The 20,127-nt window shown below is 72.0% G+C and carries 15 protein-coding genes; 9 read left to right on the forward strand and 6 right to left on the reverse strand.

The features are described from left to right. Positions 1 to 137 precede the first annotated feature (137 nt). The 3 genes from dxr to ispG are packed head-to-tail and all read left to right on the forward strand — an operon-like array spanning position 138 to position 3,781. Positions 138 to 1,349: a 1-deoxy-D-xylulose-5-phosphate reductoisomerase gene (gene dxr, locus EV382_RS32450; RefSeq protein ID WP_130408227.1), complete on the forward strand. Its 1,212-nt coding sequence runs from the start codon at positions 138 to 140 to the stop codon at positions 1,347 to 1,349. After that, on the forward strand, positions 1,349 to 2,599 hold the full coding sequence (locus tag EV382_RS32455) for a M50 family metallopeptidase (protein WP_130408229.1): 1,251 nt from the start codon (positions 1,349 to 1,351) through the stop codon (positions 2,597 to 2,599). Before dxr ends, EV382_RS32455 begins: the two co-directional genes overlap by 1 nt. 9 nt (positions 2,600 to 2,608) lie before the next feature. Beyond that, positions 2,609 to 3,781 (forward strand): flavodoxin-dependent (E)-4-hydroxy-3-methylbut-2-enyl-diphosphate synthase, encoded by a 1,173-nt coding sequence (gene ispG / locus EV382_RS32460; protein WP_130408231.1) that lies wholly within the window; start codon positions 2,609 to 2,611, stop codon positions 3,779 to 3,781. A gap of 78 nt (positions 3,782 to 3,859) precedes the next feature. Here the strand turns inward: ispG and EV382_RS32465 are convergent, their stop codons facing one another. Continuing rightward, the gene (locus EV382_RS32465; RefSeq protein WP_130408233.1) at positions 3,860 to 4,453 is read right to left on the reverse strand and encodes a PadR family transcriptional regulator; all 594 of its coding nucleotides are present in this window, start codon (positions 4,451 to 4,453) and stop codon (positions 3,860 to 3,862) included. Between the two features lie 112 nt (positions 4,454 to 4,565). Between EV382_RS32465 and EV382_RS32470 the strand changes: the two genes are divergently transcribed. Beyond that, complete coding sequence (locus EV382_RS32470; protein ID WP_130408235.1) at positions 4,566 to 5,819, forward strand: MFS transporter; 1,254 nt, start codon at positions 4,566 to 4,568, stop codon at positions 5,817 to 5,819. Between the two features lie 5 nt (positions 5,820 to 5,824). Next, positions 5,825 to 6,664 (forward strand): GNAT family N-acetyltransferase, encoded by an 840-nt coding sequence (locus EV382_RS32475; protein WP_130408237.1) that lies wholly within the window; start codon positions 5,825 to 5,827, stop codon positions 6,662 to 6,664. A gap of 232 nt (positions 6,665 to 6,896) precedes the next feature. Here the strand turns inward: EV382_RS32475 and EV382_RS32480 are convergent, their stop codons facing one another. Further along, entirely contained in the window at positions 6,897 to 7,460 is a 564-nt protein-coding gene (locus EV382_RS32480; RefSeq protein ID WP_130408239.1) for a hypothetical protein, read from the reverse strand. A gap of 1,032 nt (positions 7,461 to 8,492) precedes the next feature. Here EV382_RS32480 and EV382_RS32485 point away from each other — a divergent pair. Further along, entirely contained in the window at positions 8,493 to 12,128 is a 3,636-nt protein-coding gene (locus tag EV382_RS32485; protein ID WP_130408241.1) for an ABC transporter ATP-binding protein, read from the forward strand. A gap of 83 nt (positions 12,129 to 12,211) precedes the next feature. On the opposite strand, the gene EV382_RS32490 is transcribed toward EV382_RS32485, so the two are convergent. From EV382_RS32490 to EV382_RS32505, 4 genes are all read right to left on the reverse strand, one after another. Further along, positions 12,212 to 13,276, reverse strand: a complete 1,065-nt coding sequence (locus EV382_RS32490; protein ID WP_130408243.1) for an NADH:flavin oxidoreductase/NADH oxidase — start codon at positions 13,274 to 13,276, stop codon at positions 12,212 to 12,214. Between the two features lie 72 nt (positions 13,277 to 13,348). Further along, positions 13,349 to 14,641, reverse strand: coding sequence for a dicarboxylate/amino acid:cation symporter (locus EV382_RS32495; protein ID WP_208758671.1), 1,293 nt, complete (start codon positions 14,639 to 14,641; stop codon positions 13,349 to 13,351). A gap of 169 nt (positions 14,642 to 14,810) precedes the next feature. Beyond that, on the reverse strand, positions 14,811 to 15,494 hold the full coding sequence (locus tag EV382_RS32500; RefSeq protein WP_130408247.1) for a DUF998 domain-containing protein: 684 nt from the start codon (positions 15,492 to 15,494) through the stop codon (positions 14,811 to 14,813). After that, positions 15,487 to 16,452: a glutathione S-transferase family protein gene (locus EV382_RS32505; protein WP_130408249.1), complete on the reverse strand. Its 966-nt coding sequence runs from the start codon at positions 16,450 to 16,452 to the stop codon at positions 15,487 to 15,489. Before EV382_RS32505 ends, EV382_RS32500 begins: the two co-directional genes overlap by 8 nt. 107 nt (positions 16,453 to 16,559) lie before the next feature. On the opposite strand from EV382_RS32505, the gene pcaF reads away from it, so the two are divergent. The 3 genes from pcaF to EV382_RS32520 all read left to right on the forward strand — a co-directional run. Further along, positions 16,560 to 17,765, forward strand: coding sequence for a 3-oxoadipyl-CoA thiolase (pcaF, locus tag EV382_RS32510; RefSeq protein WP_130408251.1), 1,206 nt, complete (start codon positions 16,560 to 16,562; stop codon positions 17,763 to 17,765). A 110-nt stretch (positions 17,766 to 17,875) separates the two neighbouring features. After that, positions 17,876 to 18,688: an SAM-dependent methyltransferase gene (locus EV382_RS32515; RefSeq protein WP_130408253.1), complete on the forward strand. Its 813-nt coding sequence runs from the start codon at positions 17,876 to 17,878 to the stop codon at positions 18,686 to 18,688. A gap of 4 nt (positions 18,689 to 18,692) precedes the next feature. Beyond that, positions 18,693 to 20,127 (forward strand): GGDEF domain-containing protein (locus EV382_RS32520; RefSeq protein ID WP_130408255.1); only part of this gene is annotated, 1,435 nt, incomplete at its 3' end.

Raw genomic sequence — 20,127 nt, forward strand, 5'->3', positions numbered from 1 at the left:
CCCGACTTCCTGAAACCCGAGTCGATCAAGGGCGGGGAACGACGGGCTCGTGCCGGGGGTTGGCTGGCGACGGCCCGCGGACGGGGAGGGCTGAGGCTCCCAGCGGGCGTACAGCCCGGGTGGGGAAGAATGGCCGGGTGACTTCCCCCCGCGACCTTGTTCTGCTCGGGTCCACCGGCTCGATCGGCACCCAGGCCATCGACATCGTGCGGCGCAACCCGGACCGGTTCCGGGTGGTCGCCGTGGGTGCGGGCGGCGGAAACGTCGAGTTGCTCGCCGCGCAGGCCCTCGAACTGGGCGTCGAGGCGGTCGGGGTGGCCAAGGCGTCCGCCGCGCAGGATCTGCAACTCGCGTTCTATGCCGAGGCGAGCCGGCGCGGGTGGGCCACCGGCGACTTCAAACTTCCCAAGATCGTGGCCGGCCCGGACGCCATGACCGAGCTGGCCCAGTGGCCGTGCGACGTCGTGCTCAACGGGGTGGTCGGCTCGCTGGGCCTCGCTCCTACGCTGGCCGCGCTGCGCGGTGGTCGTACTCTCGCGCTTGCCAACAAGGAGTCGCTCGTGGCCGGCGGCCCGCTGGTCAAGGCCGCGGTGACGCGGCCGGGGCAGATCGTCCCGGTCGACTCGGAGCACTCGGCGCTGGCCCAGTGCCTGCGTTCCGGGATGCGCGGCGAGGTGCGGCGGTTGGTCGTGACGGCCAGCGGCGGCCCGTTCCGGGGTCGGCGGCGCGACGAGTTGACGCAGGTCACACCCGAGCAGGCCCTCGCCCACCCGACGTGGAACATGGGGCCGGTCGTCACGATCAACTCCGCCACCATGGTCAACAAGGCGCTGGAGGTGATCGAGGCGCACGAGCTGTTCGACGTGCCCTACGCCGACATCACCGTGATGGTGCACCCGCAGTCGGTGATCCACTCGATGGTCGAGTTCGTCGACGGGTCGACGATCGCCCAGGCCAGCCCACCGGACATGCGGCTGCCGATCGCGCTCGGTATCGGCTGGCCGGACCGGGTGCCCGGGGCCGCCACCGCCGTCGACTGGACGGCCGCGCACACCTGGGAGTTCGCGCCGCTCGACGACGAGGCGTTCCCGGCCGTCGCCCTGGCCAAGGCCGCCGGGGAGGCCGGGCGCTGCCGGCCGGCGATCTACAACGCGGCGAATGAGGAGTGCGTGGCCGCGTTCGTGGCGGGCCGGCTGCCGTTCCTCGGCATCGTCGACACCCTCGAACGCGTGTTGGAGGAGGCTCCGGACTTCGACGAACCAGGTACCGTCGAGGACGTGCTCGCGGCCGAGTCGTGGGCACGCGCGCACGCGCAGGAGATCATCGCGGGTTCGGTGGAAGGAGCTTGATGTCGTACCTGCTCGGGGTGGTCCTCTTCGCCCTGGCCATTCTCATCTCGGTGAGCCTGCACGAGGCGGGTCACCTGCTGACCGCCAAGGCGTTCGGGATGAAGGTCACGAAGTACTTCGTCGGTTTCGGCCCCACCATCTGGTCGTTCCAGCGGGGTGAGACGGAGTACGGCCTCAAGGGCATCCCCCTCGGCGGCTTCTGCAAGATCGTCGGGATGACGCCGCAGGACGACGACGTCGAACCGGGCGACGAGTCGCGCGTGATGTGGCGCTACCCGGTCTGGAAGCGGACGATCGTGATGGCCGCCGGGTCGATCACGCACTTCGCGCTCGCGCTGATCACGATCTGGATCCTCGCCGTCTCCGCCGGCCTGCCCAACCCCGACTTCCCGACCACCGACGCGCAGGCGCGCCAGGAGCCCGCCGTCATCCGGCTCAGCGACTGCGTGGTGCCGGAGAACTCGCTGCGGGCCTGCGCCCCCGGCGACGCGGCCAGCCCGGCCGCCCAGGCGCAGTTGAAGAACGGTGACCGGATCACCTCGATCAACGGCACCGCGATCAACTCCTACGGCGACCTGCTCACCACGCTGCGCGGGCTCAAGCCGGGCGAGACCGCGCAGATCGCCTACGTCCGCGACGGGCAGCCCGCCACCGCCAGCACGGTCCTCGCGCAGACCCAGCGCCCGCCGCTGGACGACCCGACCGGTGCCGCCGCGCCGGTGGCCGCACTCGGCGTCGGGCTCGTCCCCAGCACCCCCACCCGCGTGACGTACGGCCCGATCGGCGCCTTCGGCGCCACCGCCGACTTCACCGGTCAGCTGGCCGTCGGCACCGCCCAGGCGCTCCAGCGCCTCCCGCAGAAGGTCCCCGCCCTGTGGACCGCCCTCACCGGCGGCGAACGGGACATCGACACCCCGATCAGTGTGGTCGGCGCCAGCCGGCTCGGCGGCGAGGCGGTGGAGAACAACGCCTGGCTGGTCTTCTTCATGCTCTTCGTGTCGCTGAACTTCTTCATCGGCGTGTTCAACCTGCTGCCGCTGCTCCCGGTGGACGGCGGCCACATCGCCATCGCCTGGTTCGAACGGGCCCGCTCCTGGGTCTACGCGCGGATCGGCCGGGCCGACCCCGGCCGGGTGGACTACCTCAAACTGATGCCCTTCACGTACGCGGTGATCCTGATCGGTGGCGCGTTCACGCTGCTGACCATCGCCGCGGACGTCGTCAACCCCATCACGCTCTTCTCAAGGTGAGTGCCTGAAGTGACAGCTATCAGTCTCGGTATGCCCGCCGTGCCGCCCCCGCCGCTCGCTCCCCGTCGGGCCAGCCGCCAGATCATGGTCGGTTCGGTGCCGGTCGGTGGTGGTGCGCCGGTGTCGGTGCAGTCGATGACCACGACTCTCACCTCCGACGTCAACGCGACGTTGCAGCAGATCGCCGAGTTGACGGCGTCCGGTTGCCAGATCGTCCGGGTGGCGGTGCCGTCTCAGGACGACGTCGAGGCACTGCCCGCGATCGCCAAGAAGTCGCAGATCCCGGTGATCGCCGACATCCACTTCCAGCCCAAGTACGTCTTCGCCGCGATCGACGCCGGCTGCGCCGCGGTCCGGGTCAACCCGGGCAACATCCGCCAGTTCGACGACAAGGTCAAGGAGATCGCCCGTGCCGCCGGGGACGCGGGGGTGCCGATCCGGATCGGCGTCAACGCGGGCTCACTGGACAAGCGGCTGCTGTCGAAGTACGGCAAGGCCACCGCCGAGGCGCTGGTCGAGTCGGCGCTGTGGGAGTGCTCGCTGTTCGAGGAGCACGGCTTCCGGGACATCAAGATCTCGGTGAAGCACAACGACCCGGTCGTGATGATCCGGGCGTACCGGCAGCTCGCCGAGCAGTGCGACTATCCGCTGCACCTCGGCGTCACCGAGGCCGGGCCCGCGTTCCAGGGCACCATCAAGTCGGCGGTCGCCTTCGGTGCGCTGCTCGCCGAGGGCATCGGCGACACCATCCGGGTGTCGCTGTCCGCGCCGCCGGTCGAGGAGATCAAGGTCGGCAACCAGATCCTGGAGTCCCTCGGTCTGCGCGAGCGCGGCCTGGAGATCGTCTCCTGCCCGTCCTGTGGGCGTGCCCAGGTGGACGTCTACAAGCTCGCCGAGGAGGTCACCGCCGGCCTGGAAGGGCTGCCGGTGCCGCTGCGGGTCGCCGTCATGGGCTGCGTGGTCAACGGTCCCGGCGAGGCCCGCGAGGCCGACCTCGGCGTCGCCTCCGGCAACGGCAAGGGCCAGATCTTCGTCAAGGGGCAGGTCGTCAAGACCGTGCCCGAGGCGCAGATCGTCGAGACCCTGATCGAGGAAGCGCTGCGGATCGCCGACGAGATGGGCGCCGAACTCCCCGAGGAGCTGCGCGGGCTGGTCACCGGCCCGACCGTCACCGTGCACTGATTTCCATCTGGAAAAAGCGGCCGTTCCCCGGGTGGGGGAACGGCCGCTTTTCGTTGTCACGCGGTCCGCGTCGTGGCGTCACTCGGATTCGGCGAGGATCGCGTACAGCTTGCGTCGGGTCTCGTCGAGCACCTGGGCGGCCCGCTCGCGCTGGTCGTCGGTGCCGTTCATCATCACCTGGCGCAGGGCGTTCATCGCCTGCGCGCCGGAGTCGCGGATGTCGTGCCAGCTGCTCACCGCGCCCTGGGCGACGTCCGCCCACGGTGGGGTCTGCGCGGCCTCGGCGGCCTCCGCCTGACCGGCCTCGGTGACCGTGAACCGCTTCCGCCCGCCACCGGACTCCTCGGTGCTGGCGACGATGACGCCCTCGTCCTCCAGTAGCTGGAGGGTGGGGTAGATCGAGCCCGGGCTCGGCCGCCACGCACCGCCGGTGCGGGAGTCGATCTCCTGAATCATCTCGTAGCCGTGCATCGGCCGCTCCGTGAGCAGGGCCAGCACGGAGGCTCGGACGTTGGGGCGTCGGCCCCGACCCCGGCCACGGCCCCGGCCACCCCAGGGGCCGCCGTGTCCGTGTTCGTGGCCGTGACCGAACGGACCGGGCGGGACCGGCGGGAAGCCGAACCCACGCATCCGGGCCTCGTGCATCGCGTGGTGCTGTCGGTGGAACCTCATCGGGTTCTCCCTCTCGTAGGACTATCGCTGATGCATCAACGATATATCGGCAATGCATCGCCAGCAACCCTCGTGTAGCAAACCGTACGTACGTCTTGCTACGGTGTCGATCATGCGCCTGCTTCCTCCGCCGGGTCCGTCCCGGGTCCTCACCCTCGGCACCCTGGTCAAGACCGTCGGGCGGGGCCTCTGGCTCGTCTCCAGCGCGCTCTTCCTCACCCGCTCGGTCGGCCTGTCGGCGACCCAGGTCGGCATCGGGCTCACCATCTCGGCCCTGGTCGGGGTGCTGGCCAGCACCCCGAGCGGCTACCTCGCCGATCGCGTCGGCCCGCGCGGTGTGCAGGTCGGTGCCCTCTTCGTCGCCGGCACCCTGACCATCGGCCTGGTGGCCGTCCGGTCGTTCCCCACGTTTGTGCTGGTAGGAGCCGCCACCGCGCTCGCCGACGCGGTCGAGCGCGGTGCCCGCGGCGCGCTGATCGCCGGAGCGATCCCGGCCGACCAGCGGGTCCGCACCCGCGCCTACCTGCGGGCCACCACCAACGTCGGAATCTCCGTCGGTGCCGTCCTCGGCGGCTTCGCCATCGCCGCCGACACCCGAACCGGGTACGTCGCACTGATCCTGGCCGCCGCAGTGGCGTCACTGACCGCTGCGGTGATCTTCCTCCGACTGCCCACCGTCGCCCCGGTCGCCGCCCCGGCGCAGGGGCCTCGGCTGGTCGCCCTACGGGATCGCCCGTTCCTCGCCTTCACCCTGGTCGACGGGCTGATGTCGATGCACTTCAGCCTGCTCACCATCGCCCTGCCGCTGTGGATCGCCGGTCACACCCAGGCCCCCGCCTGGATGATCTCCGCGTTGACGTTGGTCAACACCGTGCTGGTGGTGCTCCTACAGGTACGCGCCGCGCGTACCGCCGTCACCCTGCCCGGAGCCGCCCGCGCCGCCCGTCGAGCGGGCGTGGCCATCGCCCTGGCCTGCGTACTCTTCGCCGCCAGCGGCGCGCTACCCACCGCCGGCGCGATGGGCCTGCTCGGCCTCGGGGCGGTCGCGCACGTCACTGGGGAACTGTGGCACTCCGCCGCCGGCTGGGGGATCTCCTTCGGGCTGGCACCGGCCGACGCCCAGGGGCAGTACCAGGGCACCTACGGCATGGGCTACGAACTGGGCAAAATGCTCGCGCCGGTGGTGGTGACCACCCTCGCGCTCGGCTGGGGCGTACCGGGATGGCTCGTACTCGGTGCCCTGTTCCTCCTGCTCGGGGCCCTGGTGCCCCCGGTCGTCCGGTGGGCCGGGCGGACCCGGCCGCGCGGAGCCGATGCCGGCCTTGTCACTCGACCGGCGAAGCAGGGTGCCGATCTGGCAGGCTGATACTCGTGCTGACGGTGCCGGTACGCCAACTGGGGGAATCGGAGCGCCGCGCGGTCGAGCGACTGCTCGACCATGACCCGTTCGCGGGCGCGCAGGTCGCCGAGCGGATCGCCGCGCGCGGGCTCTCCTGGTGGCGGGCCGAGGGCCGGGTCCTGGGGTACGGGGCCCGCCGCAACCTCGAATCACTCTGCTGGCTCGGCGGCAACCTGACCCCGGTATTGGCGAGCGACGCTGCGGTGGCCGCCTTCGCCGACCTGCTCGCGGGCGAGGAACGGCTCTGCTCCTCCATCGTCGGCCGGGCCGACGCCGTGCTCGGGCTGTGGGACCGACTCTCCGACACATGGGGGCCAGCGCGAGACGTTCGCCCCAACCAGCCGCTCCTGGTCACCGACACGCTGCCACCCGTACCGGCCGATCCGGAGGTACGCCAGGTTCGCTCCGGCGAGGTCGACCGGCTCTTCCCGGCGGCGGTAGCCATGTACACCGAAGAAGTCGGCGTCTCCCCACTGGCCGAGGACGGCGGACGCAGCTACCGCCGACGGGTCAACGACCTGGTCCGGACCGGTCGCGCGTACGCCCGCATCGTCGACGGCAAGGTCGTCTTCAAGGCCGAATTGGCCGTGGTGACCAAGCGGACGGCGCAGATCCAGGGCGTCTGGGTGGCACCGGAGTGGCGCGGCCGGGGGATCGCCACCGCCGCCATGGCAGCGGTGGTCCGCGACGCGCTGCTGCGGGTCGCCCCCACCGTCAGCCTGTACGTCAACGACTTCAACCTGCCGGCCCGCCGTGTCTACGAGCGCTGCGGCTTCCAACCGATCGGCACCCTGGCCACCGTTCTCTTCTGACGGCTGGAGGCGGCGCGGGTTCGCGGCGCGGGTTCGCTGCGGTAGTGAGTTTCCGCAGATCTTGGACAGTTTTCGTTAGCTCGTGACGGAAACTGTCCACGCAGCTCGTGCCGGCAGCGCCGGACGCGGAAGTGCCGCTGGCCGGCACCCCGGGTTGCGGGTGCCGGCCAGCGGTCGGTGTCCTGCTGTGCTGCTGTCGTGCGGTGGTGCGGTGGTGCTGTGGTGTTGTGGGTCAGCTGTTCCAGTACTGGGTGACGAGGTCGGTGGCCTGCTGCTCCCACTGGGCGTAGGCGTCCGGGTAAGCCGACACCTGCACGGTCTGCGCGGCCTGGGTCAGGGGCATGTCCTGCCACCCGTCGACCTGCTTGAGGCCCTTGAGGAACGCCGTCGTCGAGTACTCAGGGTTGGTGATCTGCTCCGGGGTGCCCCAACCCGAGCTCGGGCGCTGCTGGAACAGGCCCAGCGAGTCGTGGTCGTTCATGTCACCCAGGTGACCCAGGTTTTCCAGCTTGGACTCTTGCAGGCTCGTCGCGATGGAGATGACCGCGGCGCGCTCGGGCATACCGGCCTTCTTCGTGGCGGCGATGATCGCCTTGACGTTGGCGGTCTGCTCGTCGTTGAGGGTGATGTGGGACTGGTCGCCCTGCGGCTTCGGCGCCGACTGCACGGCCATAGCGACGGGCTTGGTGTCCACGGTCGGGGTGGCGGCGTGGGCGGCGATCGGGCCGGCGAAGACGCCACCGGCGAACGCGAGACCAGCAACGGACAGCACGCTCTTACGGATGATCGTGTTCATGAGGGGTAGCTCCTTCGGGGGTAGGAACACCCGAACCACCAAGGGGGGCGGCGGCAGGGGTGTGAGCACCTCGTCCGGCGCTGCACAAACAAGGGGAAAGTCTTGGGGGGTGACGCTTATCGGGCGTCGGGGTCGGCGACTCACGGGCGGAGGGCTCGTGGCGCCGGGTCCCTGTGTAACGACCAGGCGGCGGGGGTCATTCCCGGGGGCGACTCACCTGCCGGGCACCTCGTCGAGGTGGTGCGGTTGGTCGTGGGGACTGCAACGACCGGGCGGCCGGGGTCATTCCCGGGGTTGGCCCACCTGCCAGGCACCCACGTCGAGGCGGTGCGGTTGGCCGTGGGGACTGCAACGACCGCCGGGCCGGGGTCATTCCCGGGGGTTGGCCCACCTGCCAGGCACCCTCGTCGAGGCGGTGCGGTTGGTCGTGGGGACTGCAACGACCGGGCGGAGGCTGGCATTCCAGCCTGCCGGGACCGGCGTCCCGCACCCGTGCGGGGCGGGCGGTGGTGCTGCGAGTGTCAGGGTGTGTAACGACCCGGGCCCGCCGCGATTCCGGCCCACGGGTGCACCCGACCACACCCCACAACCACCCGTCACCGGACAAACCGCCCACACCCACGTCAGGGCGGCGGCGTCACATCGGCCCCTCGCTTGGGTGATCCACTCGCGTTCATGAAAACCGGGGGATCCGGGACGCCGGGACACCCCGACTTCATGAAACCCGAGTGGATCAGGAAGTTTGATCGCGGCGTGACATGACAGCCTCCCGCCAAATCGGGTGAAACGCCCATCCGGTGCGCCGTTGCCGAGCCCTCGCATCGAGCGCCGCGTGCGGAGTGCCCCCGCGCCGAGCCTTCCGCGCCGAGCCTCGCCTCGAGTGCGACAGCGGGACGGGGCCTGAACCGGTCAGCCATCGCCACTCGTGGCTGAGGTGACGAAGGTCCTGCTCAGGGGCCGGAAATTCGGTTGAGTAGGCGGGTTCGTGCCGGCAGGCTGAGGTCTCCGCCCCCCTCGTCCCGGAGGACTTCCATGCGCCTGCTCCGTGATCTGTGGGGCACTTCTACCCGTCGTATGACGATCGTGGCCGTTCTGATCGTGTTGGGTGCCGCGGGGCAGGCGGGCGCGTCGGCGCTGGCTGGTGCGGTGTTGGTGCATCGGTCGGCGGGGTTCTTCGCCGTACTGGCGGCGGCTCTGGTCGCTGTGGTCCTCAGCGACCTCGCGGTGAGTCTGTTGATGGCCGGTTTGACCGCGGACTGGTCGGCCGATGTGCGTCGTCGGCTTTGTCGCGTCGCTCTCGGGCAGGATCTGCCCACCCTGGAGACCACCCCGGTGGGTGAGCTGCTGGACCGGATCGACGGGGACGTCTATCAGGTGGCGTCGGCGGTGCGTAACCAGGGCACCCGGCTCGCCCAGGGTCTCTGTGTGGGTTTGTTGTCGATGGTCGTGGCGTTGGTGGTGTGGTGGCCGGCCGGGGTCGCGATGGTGCTGCTCACGGTGGTGCTCGCGGTCGGACTGCGGCGGCCCACGGCGCGGATCGGCCCGGCTCGGATGGCCGAGGAGGAGGCGTGGTCCGACCTGGCCGCCGTCATGGAGGAGGCGGTGCACGGCCAGGACGACGTACGCACCAGTTTGGCTCGGCCGTACGTGCTGCGGTTGTACGCCCGGCGGGCCGCGGCGGTGCTGTCGCGGGGCAGTGTGGTGTGGGTGCTGTCCGCCCGGGTGGCGACGGTGGCGACCGCGACGATCCGGGCCGGTATCGGTGCGGTGGTGCTCGGTGGGGCCTGGGCGTTGGCCACCGGCCGGATCGACGCCGCCCGGCTCACCGCCATCTGGCTGCTGGCCCTGGCGTTCGGGGCGACCGCGGAACATGTCAGCCGGATGGTGCCGGAGATCCAGGAGGCTCTCGGCGCGTGGGCGCGGGTGCAGTTGCTCCAGAAGGCCCGGCAGGAACCGGTGGGCGGGGCCAGTCCGAGCGACGGTGACCTGCGCATCCGGGACCTGACCTTCGGGTACGGGGAGGGTGGCCGGGGGGCGGCGCTGCGCGGGGTCAGCCTCACCTTCGCCCGTGGTCGCTCGTACGCGCTGATCGGACGGACCGGGTCGGGCAAGTCGACTCTGGCGAAGGTGCTCACCCGCGCGGTGGACGTGCCGCCCGGCACCGTTTTCCTCGGCGGCACCGACCTGTGTGACCTCGACGTGGAGCAGTTGCGCCGCTGGGTGGCGTTGGTGCCGCAGCGCACCGAGATCCTGGCCGGCACGCTCGCCGAGAACGTCGCTCTTTTCGACCCGGAGTTGCTAGACGCGGCGGCTCGGGCACTGGACGAGCTGGGTCTGGCCGGTTGGATCGCCGAGCTGCCGGACGGATTGGCGACCCGGTTGGGGGAGGGCGGCCATGTGCTCTCCGCCGGTCAGGAGCAGTTGGTGGCGTTCGCCCGGATCCTGGTTCGGGAGCCGCACGTGGTGATCCTCGACGAGGCCACCGCGCGTCTGGACCCGGTCACCGAGGCGCGGGTGCAGCGGGCCACCGAACGTCTGCTGCGTGACCGGATCGGCATCGTCATCGCGCACCGGCTCTCCTCTGTACGCCGCTGTGACGAGGTGGTCGTCCTGGCCGACGGCGTGGTGGTCGAGGCTGGCCCGTTGGAGACGTCGACGCGTTTCGCGGAACTGTTGGCGACCAGTCACGCCGCCGCGTACGCGACGGTGGCGCCGGCCGGTCGCGGCGGCGGCACCGACCTGCTGGTCGGCCCCGCCCCGGCCGACCCCTGGCCGGGCGAGCCGCTGCCCGCGCGGGTCGAACCGGCCGAGCTGGTCGGGCCGATGGCACCAACCACGCCGCTCACGCCGACCACCCCGCTCACTCCAACGGAGCAGGCCACCCCGGTCACGCCGACCGAGCAGGTCGAGCCGAGCGGGCTGAAGAAGCAGGCCGGGCAGACCAACCCGACCGGGCCCACCCGGGCCGATCCGCCGCCACTGCCGCCGGTGCCGCCGGCCCGGACGCTGCGGGAGATCTTCCGGCTCTGCACCAACGATCCCCGGTACGGGGCGGCCGCGATCGTGCTGTTCCTCGGGCTCAGCCTGCTCGGGTTGGACGGCCCGGTGCTGCCCTGGCTCTGGGCGGACCTGGTCGACGGGACCGGCAACCCGTACCTGCCGGCGGTGGGGATCGTCGCCGGGCTGCTGGTCACCCTGCCGCTGCCGTTCTACACCCACGTCTGGTTCCCGCAGTGGTGGGTGCGGCAGATGCTGCGCATCGGCCTTCGCCTGGTGCACGGCCAGACCGGGCCGCGTCGGGTCAGCTCACACACACCCGCTGAGGTGGTGGCGCAGGGTGGGGACACCGAGCGGGTGGTTCAGCTCGCCGACAACGTGCTGGACCAGACGGTCGCGCTGGTGCTCGTGGTCGCCATGACGGCGGTCACCGGCAGCGTCGTACCCGGGTTGTTCTTCCTCGGCACGATGGTCGTCTCCGGCCTGGCCGCGACGTTGTTCGGGCCGAAGCTGGAGCGGGCGGCCCGGGCGACGGTGGCGGCGCGGGCCGCGTTCGCCACGGCGTTGGTCTCCGCGCTCTCCGCGGCGCGGACGGTGAAGCTCGCCGGCGCGACCACGGCGGTGCTGCGTCACCTGGCAGGTCTGGACGTGCTACGCAGCGACCGGCAGCGGCGGGAGATCTCGGTGCAGGTGTGGGCGCGGTCCACGCCGTCGATGGCCAGCGGGCTGTTGCCGATCGGCGCCTGGGCGCTCTACCTGAACGGCTCGCTCTCCGCCGGGGCGGTGCTGGTGGCCGTCTCCACCCTGGGCGCGGCCCGTTGGTTCGCCTGGACGACGGCGTCGTTGATCTCGCAGTTGCCCTCGGCGCGGGTCTGGACGCGGCGCACGACGGCGATGACCGGGGTGAGCGCGTACTCGGCGGGGGTGCCGGAGGTCGACCTGAGCGCCGGGACTGCGCCCGCGCCGACCATGCCGCCCCGGCATCCGCTGCGCCAGCTGGAGCTGCGCGGTTTCTCGGTGGTGCACTCCGACGGCACGGTGGCCGTGCGGGACGTGGACCTGACCGTGCAGCGGGGGCAGTTGGTGCTGGTCGTCGGGCCGGTCGGGTCGGGCAAGTCCTCGTTGCTGCGGGCGCTGGCCGGGATCGTGCACCACACCGGCGAGCTGGCCTGGAACGGTGACCCGGTCACCGAGCCGGAGCTGTTCCTGCGCCCCAACCAGGTCGGTTATGTCGGTCAGTTGCCCCGGGTGCTCTCCGGCACGGTGGCCGACAACATCGCGCTCGGGCACCAGGTCGACGCGGCCGGGGCGGTCAGCACCGCCCAGCTCGACCACGACCTGGCCGCCGCCGGTGGTGGGTTGGGCCTGCTCATCGGGCACAAGGGCACCCGGCTCTCCGGCGGGCAGTTGCAGCGGTTGGCGCTGGCTCGGGCGCTGGCCCCGCGTACCGAATTGCTGGTCGCCGACGACGTGTCGTCGGCGTTGGACGTCACCACCGAGCTGGCGTTGTGGCAGGCGTTGCGCGGCCACGGGGTGACAGTGGTCGGCTCGACCGCGAAGCGCGCCGCGTTGGTCCGGGCCGACCACGTGGTGGTGCTGCTCGGCGGCACGGTGGCGGCCCAGGGCACCTGGCAGGACCTGGAGGGCGACTGGTCGCACCTGGCCGGCTGAGCGCGGGGGCGGCCCGAGCGCCGGGGTGGCGCTGACGGTGCGGGGCGGCTGCCGGGCTGGCAGCCGCCCCGCACCGGCGGGGATCAGGCGCGGGCGTACTGGGCGGGCCCGGAGTACGCGACGCCGAGCTTCGCGGCGGCGCGGCGCGGCCAGTACGGGTCGCGCAGCAGTTCCCGGCCCAGCAGCACCAGGTCGGCTTCGGCGTTGGTGACGATCTGCTCGGCGTGCTCGGGCTCCACGATCAGCCCGACCGCGCCGGTGGGCACACCGGCCTCGCGGCGGATCTGGGCGGCCAGCGGCACCTGGTAGCCGGGGCCGAGCGGGATGCGTTGGTCCACGCTCACCCCGCCGGAGGACGCGTCGACCAGGTCGACGCCGACGCCGGCCAGTTCGCCGGCGAGCACCACGCTGTCCTCGATCGTCCAGCCGCCCTCGACCCAGTCGGTGGCGGAGATCCGGGTCAGCACCGGCACGTCCTCGCCGACCGCGGCGCGCACCGCGCGGGCCACCTCCAGGGTGAGTCGCATCCGGGCGGCCCGGTCGCCGCCGTAGGAGTCGGTGCGGTGGTTGGTCAGCGGCGAGAGGAACTCGTTGAGCAGGTAACCGTGGGCGGCGTGGATCTCCACGGCGGCGAAGCCGGCGTCCAGCGCGCGAGCGGCGCCGGCCGCGAACGCCTCGACCACACCGGCGATGCCGGCCTCGTCGAGGCCGGTCGGGGTCCGGTAGTCGGCGGCGAACGGCTCCGAGCCGGGGGCGACGGGCGTCCAGCCGCCCTCGGCGTCCGGCACACCGCCGCGCTCCGGGGCCCACGGGCGGTAGGTGGACGCCTTGAAGCCGGCGTGCGCGAGTTGCACGGCCGGCACCGCGCCGTGGGCGGCGACGAACGCGGTCACCGGTCGCCAGGCGTCGACGTGCGCCCCGGACCAGAGGCCGGTGTCCTGTGGGCTGATCCGGCCTTCGGGGAGCACGGCGGTCGCCTCGGTCAGGACCAGGCCGGCACCGCCGACCGCGCGACTGCCGAGGTGGATCAGGTGCCAGTCGGTGGGCAGACCGTCGGGGCCGGCGGAGTACTGGCACATCGGTGCCAGGGCGATCCGGTTGGGCAGGGTGACCGCGCGTAGGGCCAGGGGAGTGAACAGGGAGCTCATGGGGTCATCCTCTCCGACACGACGACGGGCCCCCGGGGGGGAGAGGGGCCCGTCGTCGTGGAGGTGGTGTGATCAGGCGGGGACAGGGCTGAGTTCGGGCCGGGTGTTGGCGGCCGGCTCCGGTTCGGTCAGGTCACGCTGGCCGGCGGACTCGTACGCGGCGCGGTCGAGAATGCCCTCGCGCGCGGCGACCACGGTCGGCACCAGGGCCTGCCCCGCGACGTTGGTGGCGGTGCGGATCATGTCCAGGATCGGGTCGATGGCCAGCAGCAGGCCGGCGCCGGCCAGCGGCAGGCCCAGCGTGCTGAGGGTCAGGGTGAGCATCACGAGCGCGCCGGTCAGGCCGGCGGTGGCCGCCGAGCCGACCACCGAGACGAAGGCGATCAGCAGGTAGTCGCCGATGCCGAGGTGCACGCCGAACACCTGGGCCACGAAGATCGCGGCAAGGGCCGGGTAGATGGCGGCGCAGCCGTCCATCTTCGTGGTGGCGCCGAAGGGCACCGCGAACGAGGCGTACTCGCGGGGCACGCCGAGGCGCTCGACGGAGCGCTGGGTCACCGGCATGGTGCCGACCGAGGAGCGGGACACGAAGGCCAGCTGGATCGCCGGCCAGGCGCCGCCGAAGAAGCGCAGCGGGTTGAGCCGGCCGGCGAGGACCAGGACCAGCGGGTAGACCACGAACAGCACGATGGCGCAGCCGACGTAGACGGCGGTGGTGAACTTCGCGAGGGGGGCCAGCAGGTCCCAGCCGTACGAGGCGACGGCGTTGCCGATCAGGCCGAGGGTGCCGATCGGGGCGAGCCGGATGACCCACCAGAGCGCCTTCTGGACGATCTCCAGCAGGGAGCGGTTGAGCGCCACGAACGGTTCGGCGGCCTCACCGACGAGCAGGGCGGCGGCGCCGATGACGACGGCGAGGAAGACGATCTGGAGGACGTTGCCCTCGACGAACGCGCCGACCGGGTTGGTGGGCACGATGCCGGTGAGGAAGTCGGTCCACGAACCGGTGTTCTTCGGCGGTGCCGCGCCGCCCAGGTCGAGGGTCACGCCCTTGCCCGGGTTGGTGAGCAGGCCGAGGCCGATGCCGATGCTCACCGCGACCAGCGCGGTGATGCCGAACCACATGAGGGTCTTGAGGGCGAGCCGGGCGGCGTTGGCGACGCCGCGCAGGCTGACCACGCTGACCACGATGGCGGTGAAGACCAGTGGTGGCACGGCCAGCTTGAGGAGCTGGACGAAGAGGCTGCCGACGGTGTGCAGGGTGGTGGTCAGCCAGCTCAGGTCGTTGGTGCGGGCCAGGAAGCCCAGCGCGACACCGAGAGCGAGGCCGAGCAGGATCTGCACGGAGAAGGGAATTTTGCGCAGGCTGAAGGGCATGGGGATGTATCCAATTGTCCGGTTCGATCGGGGCAGGCGTAGGAAACGCGGCTAGCCCGGACAGATGCCGCTGGCCTGCAGTCGGAGATCGACATACAGGCGGACGGTGAGGTCCCAGACGTTGGTCATCGCTCGACGACGATACGCCGATTGCCGCTCAATGGAAGGACCCGACGGCGTGAGGCTCCTTACAGAGGGCCAGCGCGGTGGCGGTGCCCAAACCCCACAGCACCGCGAGGGCGAGGATCAGCCGTTCCAGCACCCCCACCACCGAGCCCCGGCCGAGCACGAGCATCGCTAGCCCCACCGTGGCGCAGAGCGGCAGCGCCAACGCGGCCGCCCCGCCGGCCAGCCGACGCACGGTCCGGCCGACCGACCCGGAGACGGCCAGCGTGATCATGGCGAAGACCACCGCCGCGGTGGCCGCGATGCTCGCGCCACCGTGCACCAGGTCCGCCGTCGTCGCGCGCTCGAACGGCGGCAACGGGCAACCGTCGGAGCAGGTCACCGCCCCCGACACAGCGGTGAACACCGCCCCGGTGGCGAGCAGCGCCGGGGCCGCCGCCCACACCCCGGGGGGCAGCGCCGCGCCGATCAGCAGCAGCGCGCCGGCGAGGGCCAGGATCCCGATCCGGTACGCCCCGGCGTGGGCGCTGCCGGCGATGCCCGCCTCACTGACGTACCCGGTGAGCCCTGGACCGGGACCGGCGACAACGGCGAGCGTCACCGCCACCGCACCGGCCAGGGTGCAGCCGGCCGCGGCGGACGCGGCGACCCGGCGTGCGGTGTCACCGCGGGCCCCCGGCGCGGTCGTCGCGGCGGACCGACCCGGGTCAGCCACGCCCGTGCGGCGCGCTCCAGCCGGACTCGTCCGGCCCGAGTGGCACGATGCCGGTCGGATTGATCTGCTGGTGCGTGCCGTAGTAGTGCCGCTTGATGTGGTCGAAGTCCACCGTATCGCCGAAACCGGGCGTCTGGAACAGGTCCCGGGCGTACGCCCAGAGCACCGGCATCTCGGTCAGCTTGTTGCGGTTGCACTTGAAATGCCCGTGGTACGCGGCGTCGAAGCGGACCAGCGTGGTGAACAGCCGTACGTCCGCCTCGGTGATCGCGTCGCCCATCAGGTAGCGCTGCCCGACCAGCCGCTCGGAGAGCGCGTCCAGCCGGGTGAAGAGCGCCCGGAACGCCTCGTCGTACGCCTCCTGGGAGGTCGCGAACCCGCACCGGTAGACGCCGTTGTTCACGTCGGTGTGGATCTCGGCCATCAGCGCGTCCATCTCGGGGCGCAGCGCGACCGGGTAGAGGTCCGGCGCGTCGGGCGCGTGCAGCGACCGCCACTGCGTGGAGAAGTCGAGGGTGAGCTGCGGATAGTCGTTGGTGACCACCCGGCCGGTCAGGGTGTCGACGAGCGCCGGCACGGTCACCCGGCCGGTGTAGTCCGGGTCGGTGGCCAGGTACGCCTCGGAGAGGAAGCTCACGCCGAGGACCGGGTCGAAGCCGTCCGGGTCGAGGGCGAACGCCCAGCCCCGTTCGTCCCGGATCGGGTCGACGGTGCCCAGCGAGATCGCGTCGTCCAGCCCGAGCAGGCCGCGCACGATCCTCGCCCGGTGCGCCCAGGGGCAGGCGCGGCACCAGATCAGCCGGTAACGGCCGGCCTCCAGGGGCCAGCGGTCCTGCTCGTCCGGGCCGCCGCCGGGTGGGGAGGTCGAGTCGGCGGTGACCCGACCGGTGAACCGGTTCGGCTGGCGGACGAACGCGCCACCGCCGCTGGTCTCTGCGCTGAACTGGGGCCGGGCCATGCCGTCAACCTATCCGCTGTCGGCGCGGATATCCTGGCGGCCGGCAGCCCTCGCGACCCGGTGGGCGTGCCCCACCCCCCGCCGTCTGCACCCCCTAAGGACTCGCGATGACCGTGGCATACCTGGTGGCCGGTGTCCGCACCCCGATCGGCCGGTACGCGGGCGCGCTGGCCGGCGTCCGCCCCGACGACCTGGCCGCGCACGTGATCCGTGAGCTGGTCGCCCGCCACCCGTCGGTGGACTGGGCGCGTGTCGACGACGTCGTGCTCGGCTGCGCCAACCAGGCCGGTGAGGACAACCGCAACGTGGCCCGGATGGCGGCGCTGCTGGCCGGGCTGCCCCAGGAGGTGCCGGGCAGCACGGTCAACCGGCTGTGCGGCTCGGGCCTGGACGCGCTCGCCACCGCCGCCCGGTCCATCGTCGCCGGGGACGCGGACCTGGTGATCGCCGGCGGGGTGGAGAGCATGAGCCGGGCGCCGTTCGTCATGCCGAAGGCGACATCGGCGTACTCCCGCTCGGCCGAGGTGTACGACACCACCCTGGGTTGGCGGTTGGTGAACCCGTTGATGCGCGACGGGTGGGGGGTCGACTCGATGCCGGAGACGGCGGAGAATGTCGCCGCCGAGTACGGCGTCAGCCGGGCCGAGCAGGACGCCTTCGCGTACCGCTCGCAGCAGCGGGCGGCCAAGGCGCAGGCCGACGGCCGGTTCGCCGAGGAGATCGTGGCCGTGTCCGTGCCGGCCGGTCGCCGGGAGACCCGACTGGTCGAGGTGGACGAGCACCCCCGGGAGACCTCACTGGAGAAGTTGGCCGCGCTGCCCACTCCGTTCCGCGACGGTGGCACCGTCACCGCCGGCAACTCCTCCGGCGTCAACGACGGCGCGGTGGCGCTGCTGGTGGCGAGCGAGGCGGCGGTTTTCCGGTACGGCCTGACCCCGCTGGCCCGGGTCGTCGGCGCGGCCGCGGCCGGTGTGCCGCCCCGGATCATGGGGATCGGCCCGGTGCCGGCCACCCGCAAGCTCCTCGACCGTGTCGGCGTCGAGGTGGGCGCGGTGGACGTGGTGGAGCTGAACGAGGCGTTCGCCGCGCAGTCGGTGGCGGTGCTGCGCGAGTTGGGGCTGCCCGTGGACGCCGACCACGTCAACCCCAACGGTGGGGCCATCGCGCTGGGGCACCCGCTCGGTGCCAGCGGCGCGCGGCTGGCCCTGACCGCCGCCCTGGAGCTGCGCCGTCGTGGCGGTCGCCGGGCTCTGGCCACGATGTGCATCGGCGTTGGTCAAGGCATCTCGCTGTTGCTGGAGTCAGCCGCCTAGAGTGGTCCACACCACACGACCCGCGGGTCGACCGGTGCTCGCGCGTGCCTGCGGCGCGCCCGTACGCCGGTGCCGTCCCGCGCCGCGGCGATGAACTGGGGAGCACACTGATGCCGGACGGACTGCCGACCGAGATCGATCTGACCAGGCCGAGCGCGGCCCGGGTGTACGACTACTTTCTGGGTGGGGCGCACAACTTCGAGATCGACCGGCAGTTGGCCGAGCAGATCGCCAGCATGACCCCGAATCTCGCCGCCACCATGCGGTCCGGTCGGGAGTTCCTCCGCCGGGCCGTCCGGGCGCTGCTCGACGCCGGCATCGACCAGTTCCTCGACATCGGTTCCGGAATTCCCACCGTGGGCAACGTGCACGAGGTGGCGCAGGGGGTCAACCCCAAGGCCCGCGTGGTGTACGTCGACATCGACCCGGTGGCCGTCGCGCACAGTCGGGAGCTGCTCGCCGGCAACGAGCTGACCGGGGTCATCCACGCCGACCTGCGTGACCCGGAGCGGATCCTCGCCGAGACCCGACGGCTCGGGCTGATCGACTTCAGCCGACCGGTGGGCATCCTGCTGGCCGGGGTGGTGCACTTCATCCCGGACGCCGACGGGCCCGAGGCGATCCTGGCCACCCTGCGGGACGCCGCCGCGCCGGGCAGTTTCCTGGTCATCTCGCACTCCACCTTCGAGGACCAGCCACAGGAGATGCTGGACGCCCAGCGCCTCTCCGCCCGTACCGACACCGAGATCACCCTGCGCTCCCGCGCACAGGTCACCGGCTTCTTCGGCGACTGGACCGTCCTGGAGCCGGGCGTGGTGCACATGCCGCTCTGGCGCCCGGACTCACCGTCCGACGTGGACGAGCACCCGGAGCGGTTCGGCGCCTTCGGTGCCGTCGCCCGGTACGACCAGCCCGCCGGCTGATCTCGTGGCCGCCGTCCCGGACCCCGCCGGGGTCTATCCGGGCCGGGACCCCGCCGGGGTCTTTGCGGGTCGGGACCCCGCCGGGGTCGAAGCCGGCCGGGCCGACGCTCAGGGGTACGCCGCGGAATGGGCCCGCGCGGTGCGCCGCCTCGGTTTCGTGCCGCTCAGCGCGGCCGAGACCGAGCGGCTGCTGCTGGTGCACACGATCCGGCTGGCCCAGGCGGTCCGGGCGGAGCGGTTCACCGCCCGACCGGCCGAGGAGGTCGGGCGGGCACTGGTGGAGGCGCACCTCACCGAGCCGCAGGCGCTGGAGTGGACGCTGCACGCGCTGGGTGCGGACTTCCCGCGCCAGGTCCTGAACGACGGCGACCGGCCGGCCGACCTCGCCGATCGGATCGCGGCCATGCAGGGCGGCCTGGCTGCCGGGTTCGCCCGCGCACTGCGCGATCGCACCTTCAGCCAGCAGGAACGCATCGCCCGGTCGGCCTGGCAGGCGCGCGACGAGGTCGAGCAGGCGCTGCGGGAGAGCGAGGCCCGGTTCCGGGCGGTGTTCACCGGCGCCGCGATCGGGATCGGGATCGCCGGCGTGGACGGCCGGATCATCGACGTCAACCAGGCGTTCGCCGACATGCTCGGCTACTCGATCGAGGAGTTGCGCGAAATCAACGTGGCGGCGCTGTTCCACGCCGACGACGCCGCCGGGATGTGGGAGCTCTACCAGGAGCTGATCGAGGGCAAGCACGACGCCGCCCGGGTGGAGAAGCGCTACTACCGCAAGGACGGCACGGTGGTGTGGACGGATCTGGCCGTCTCACTGATCCGACACGAGGGCCGGCCCCGATTCACCGTCGCGATGATCGAGGACATCACCGAGCGGTACGAACTCCAGCAGCGGCTGCGCTTCCAGGCGCTGCACGACCCGCTGACCGGGCTGCCCAACCGGACGCTGTTCTTCGAGACGTTGGGCCGGGTGCTCGACACCGCGCGCATCGGTCAGCAGGTCGGGGTGTGCTTCCTCGACCTGGACGGCTTCAAGGCGATCAACGACAGTCTCGGCCACGACCTCGGTGACCGGCTCCTGGTGATGATCGGCCGGCGGCTCGCCGCGTGCGTGGCCGACCACGGGCACCTGGTCGCCCGGATGGGGGGCGACGAGTTCGTGATCCTCGTCGACGGCGGGGACGACACCGACGACCCGGTCGCCGTCGCCGAGGCCGCGCTGGCGGCGGTCGCGGCCCCGGTCCACGTCGGTGAGCACCAGTTGGCGGTCTCGGCCAGTGTGGGCATCGTGCAGTGCCCCGCCTCGGAGACCACCGCGTCGGAGCTGATGAAGGCGGCGGACACCACGCTCTACTGGGCCAAGGCGGCGGGCCGGGGCCGGTGGGCGGTCTACGACCCCGAGCGCGGCGCCCGCGACATCGCCCGTTCGGCGCTGGTCG

The sequence above is a fragment of the Micromonospora violae genome, from assembly GCF_004217135.1.
Lineage (GTDB): Bacteria > Actinomycetota > Actinomycetes > Mycobacteriales > Micromonosporaceae > Micromonospora > Micromonospora violae.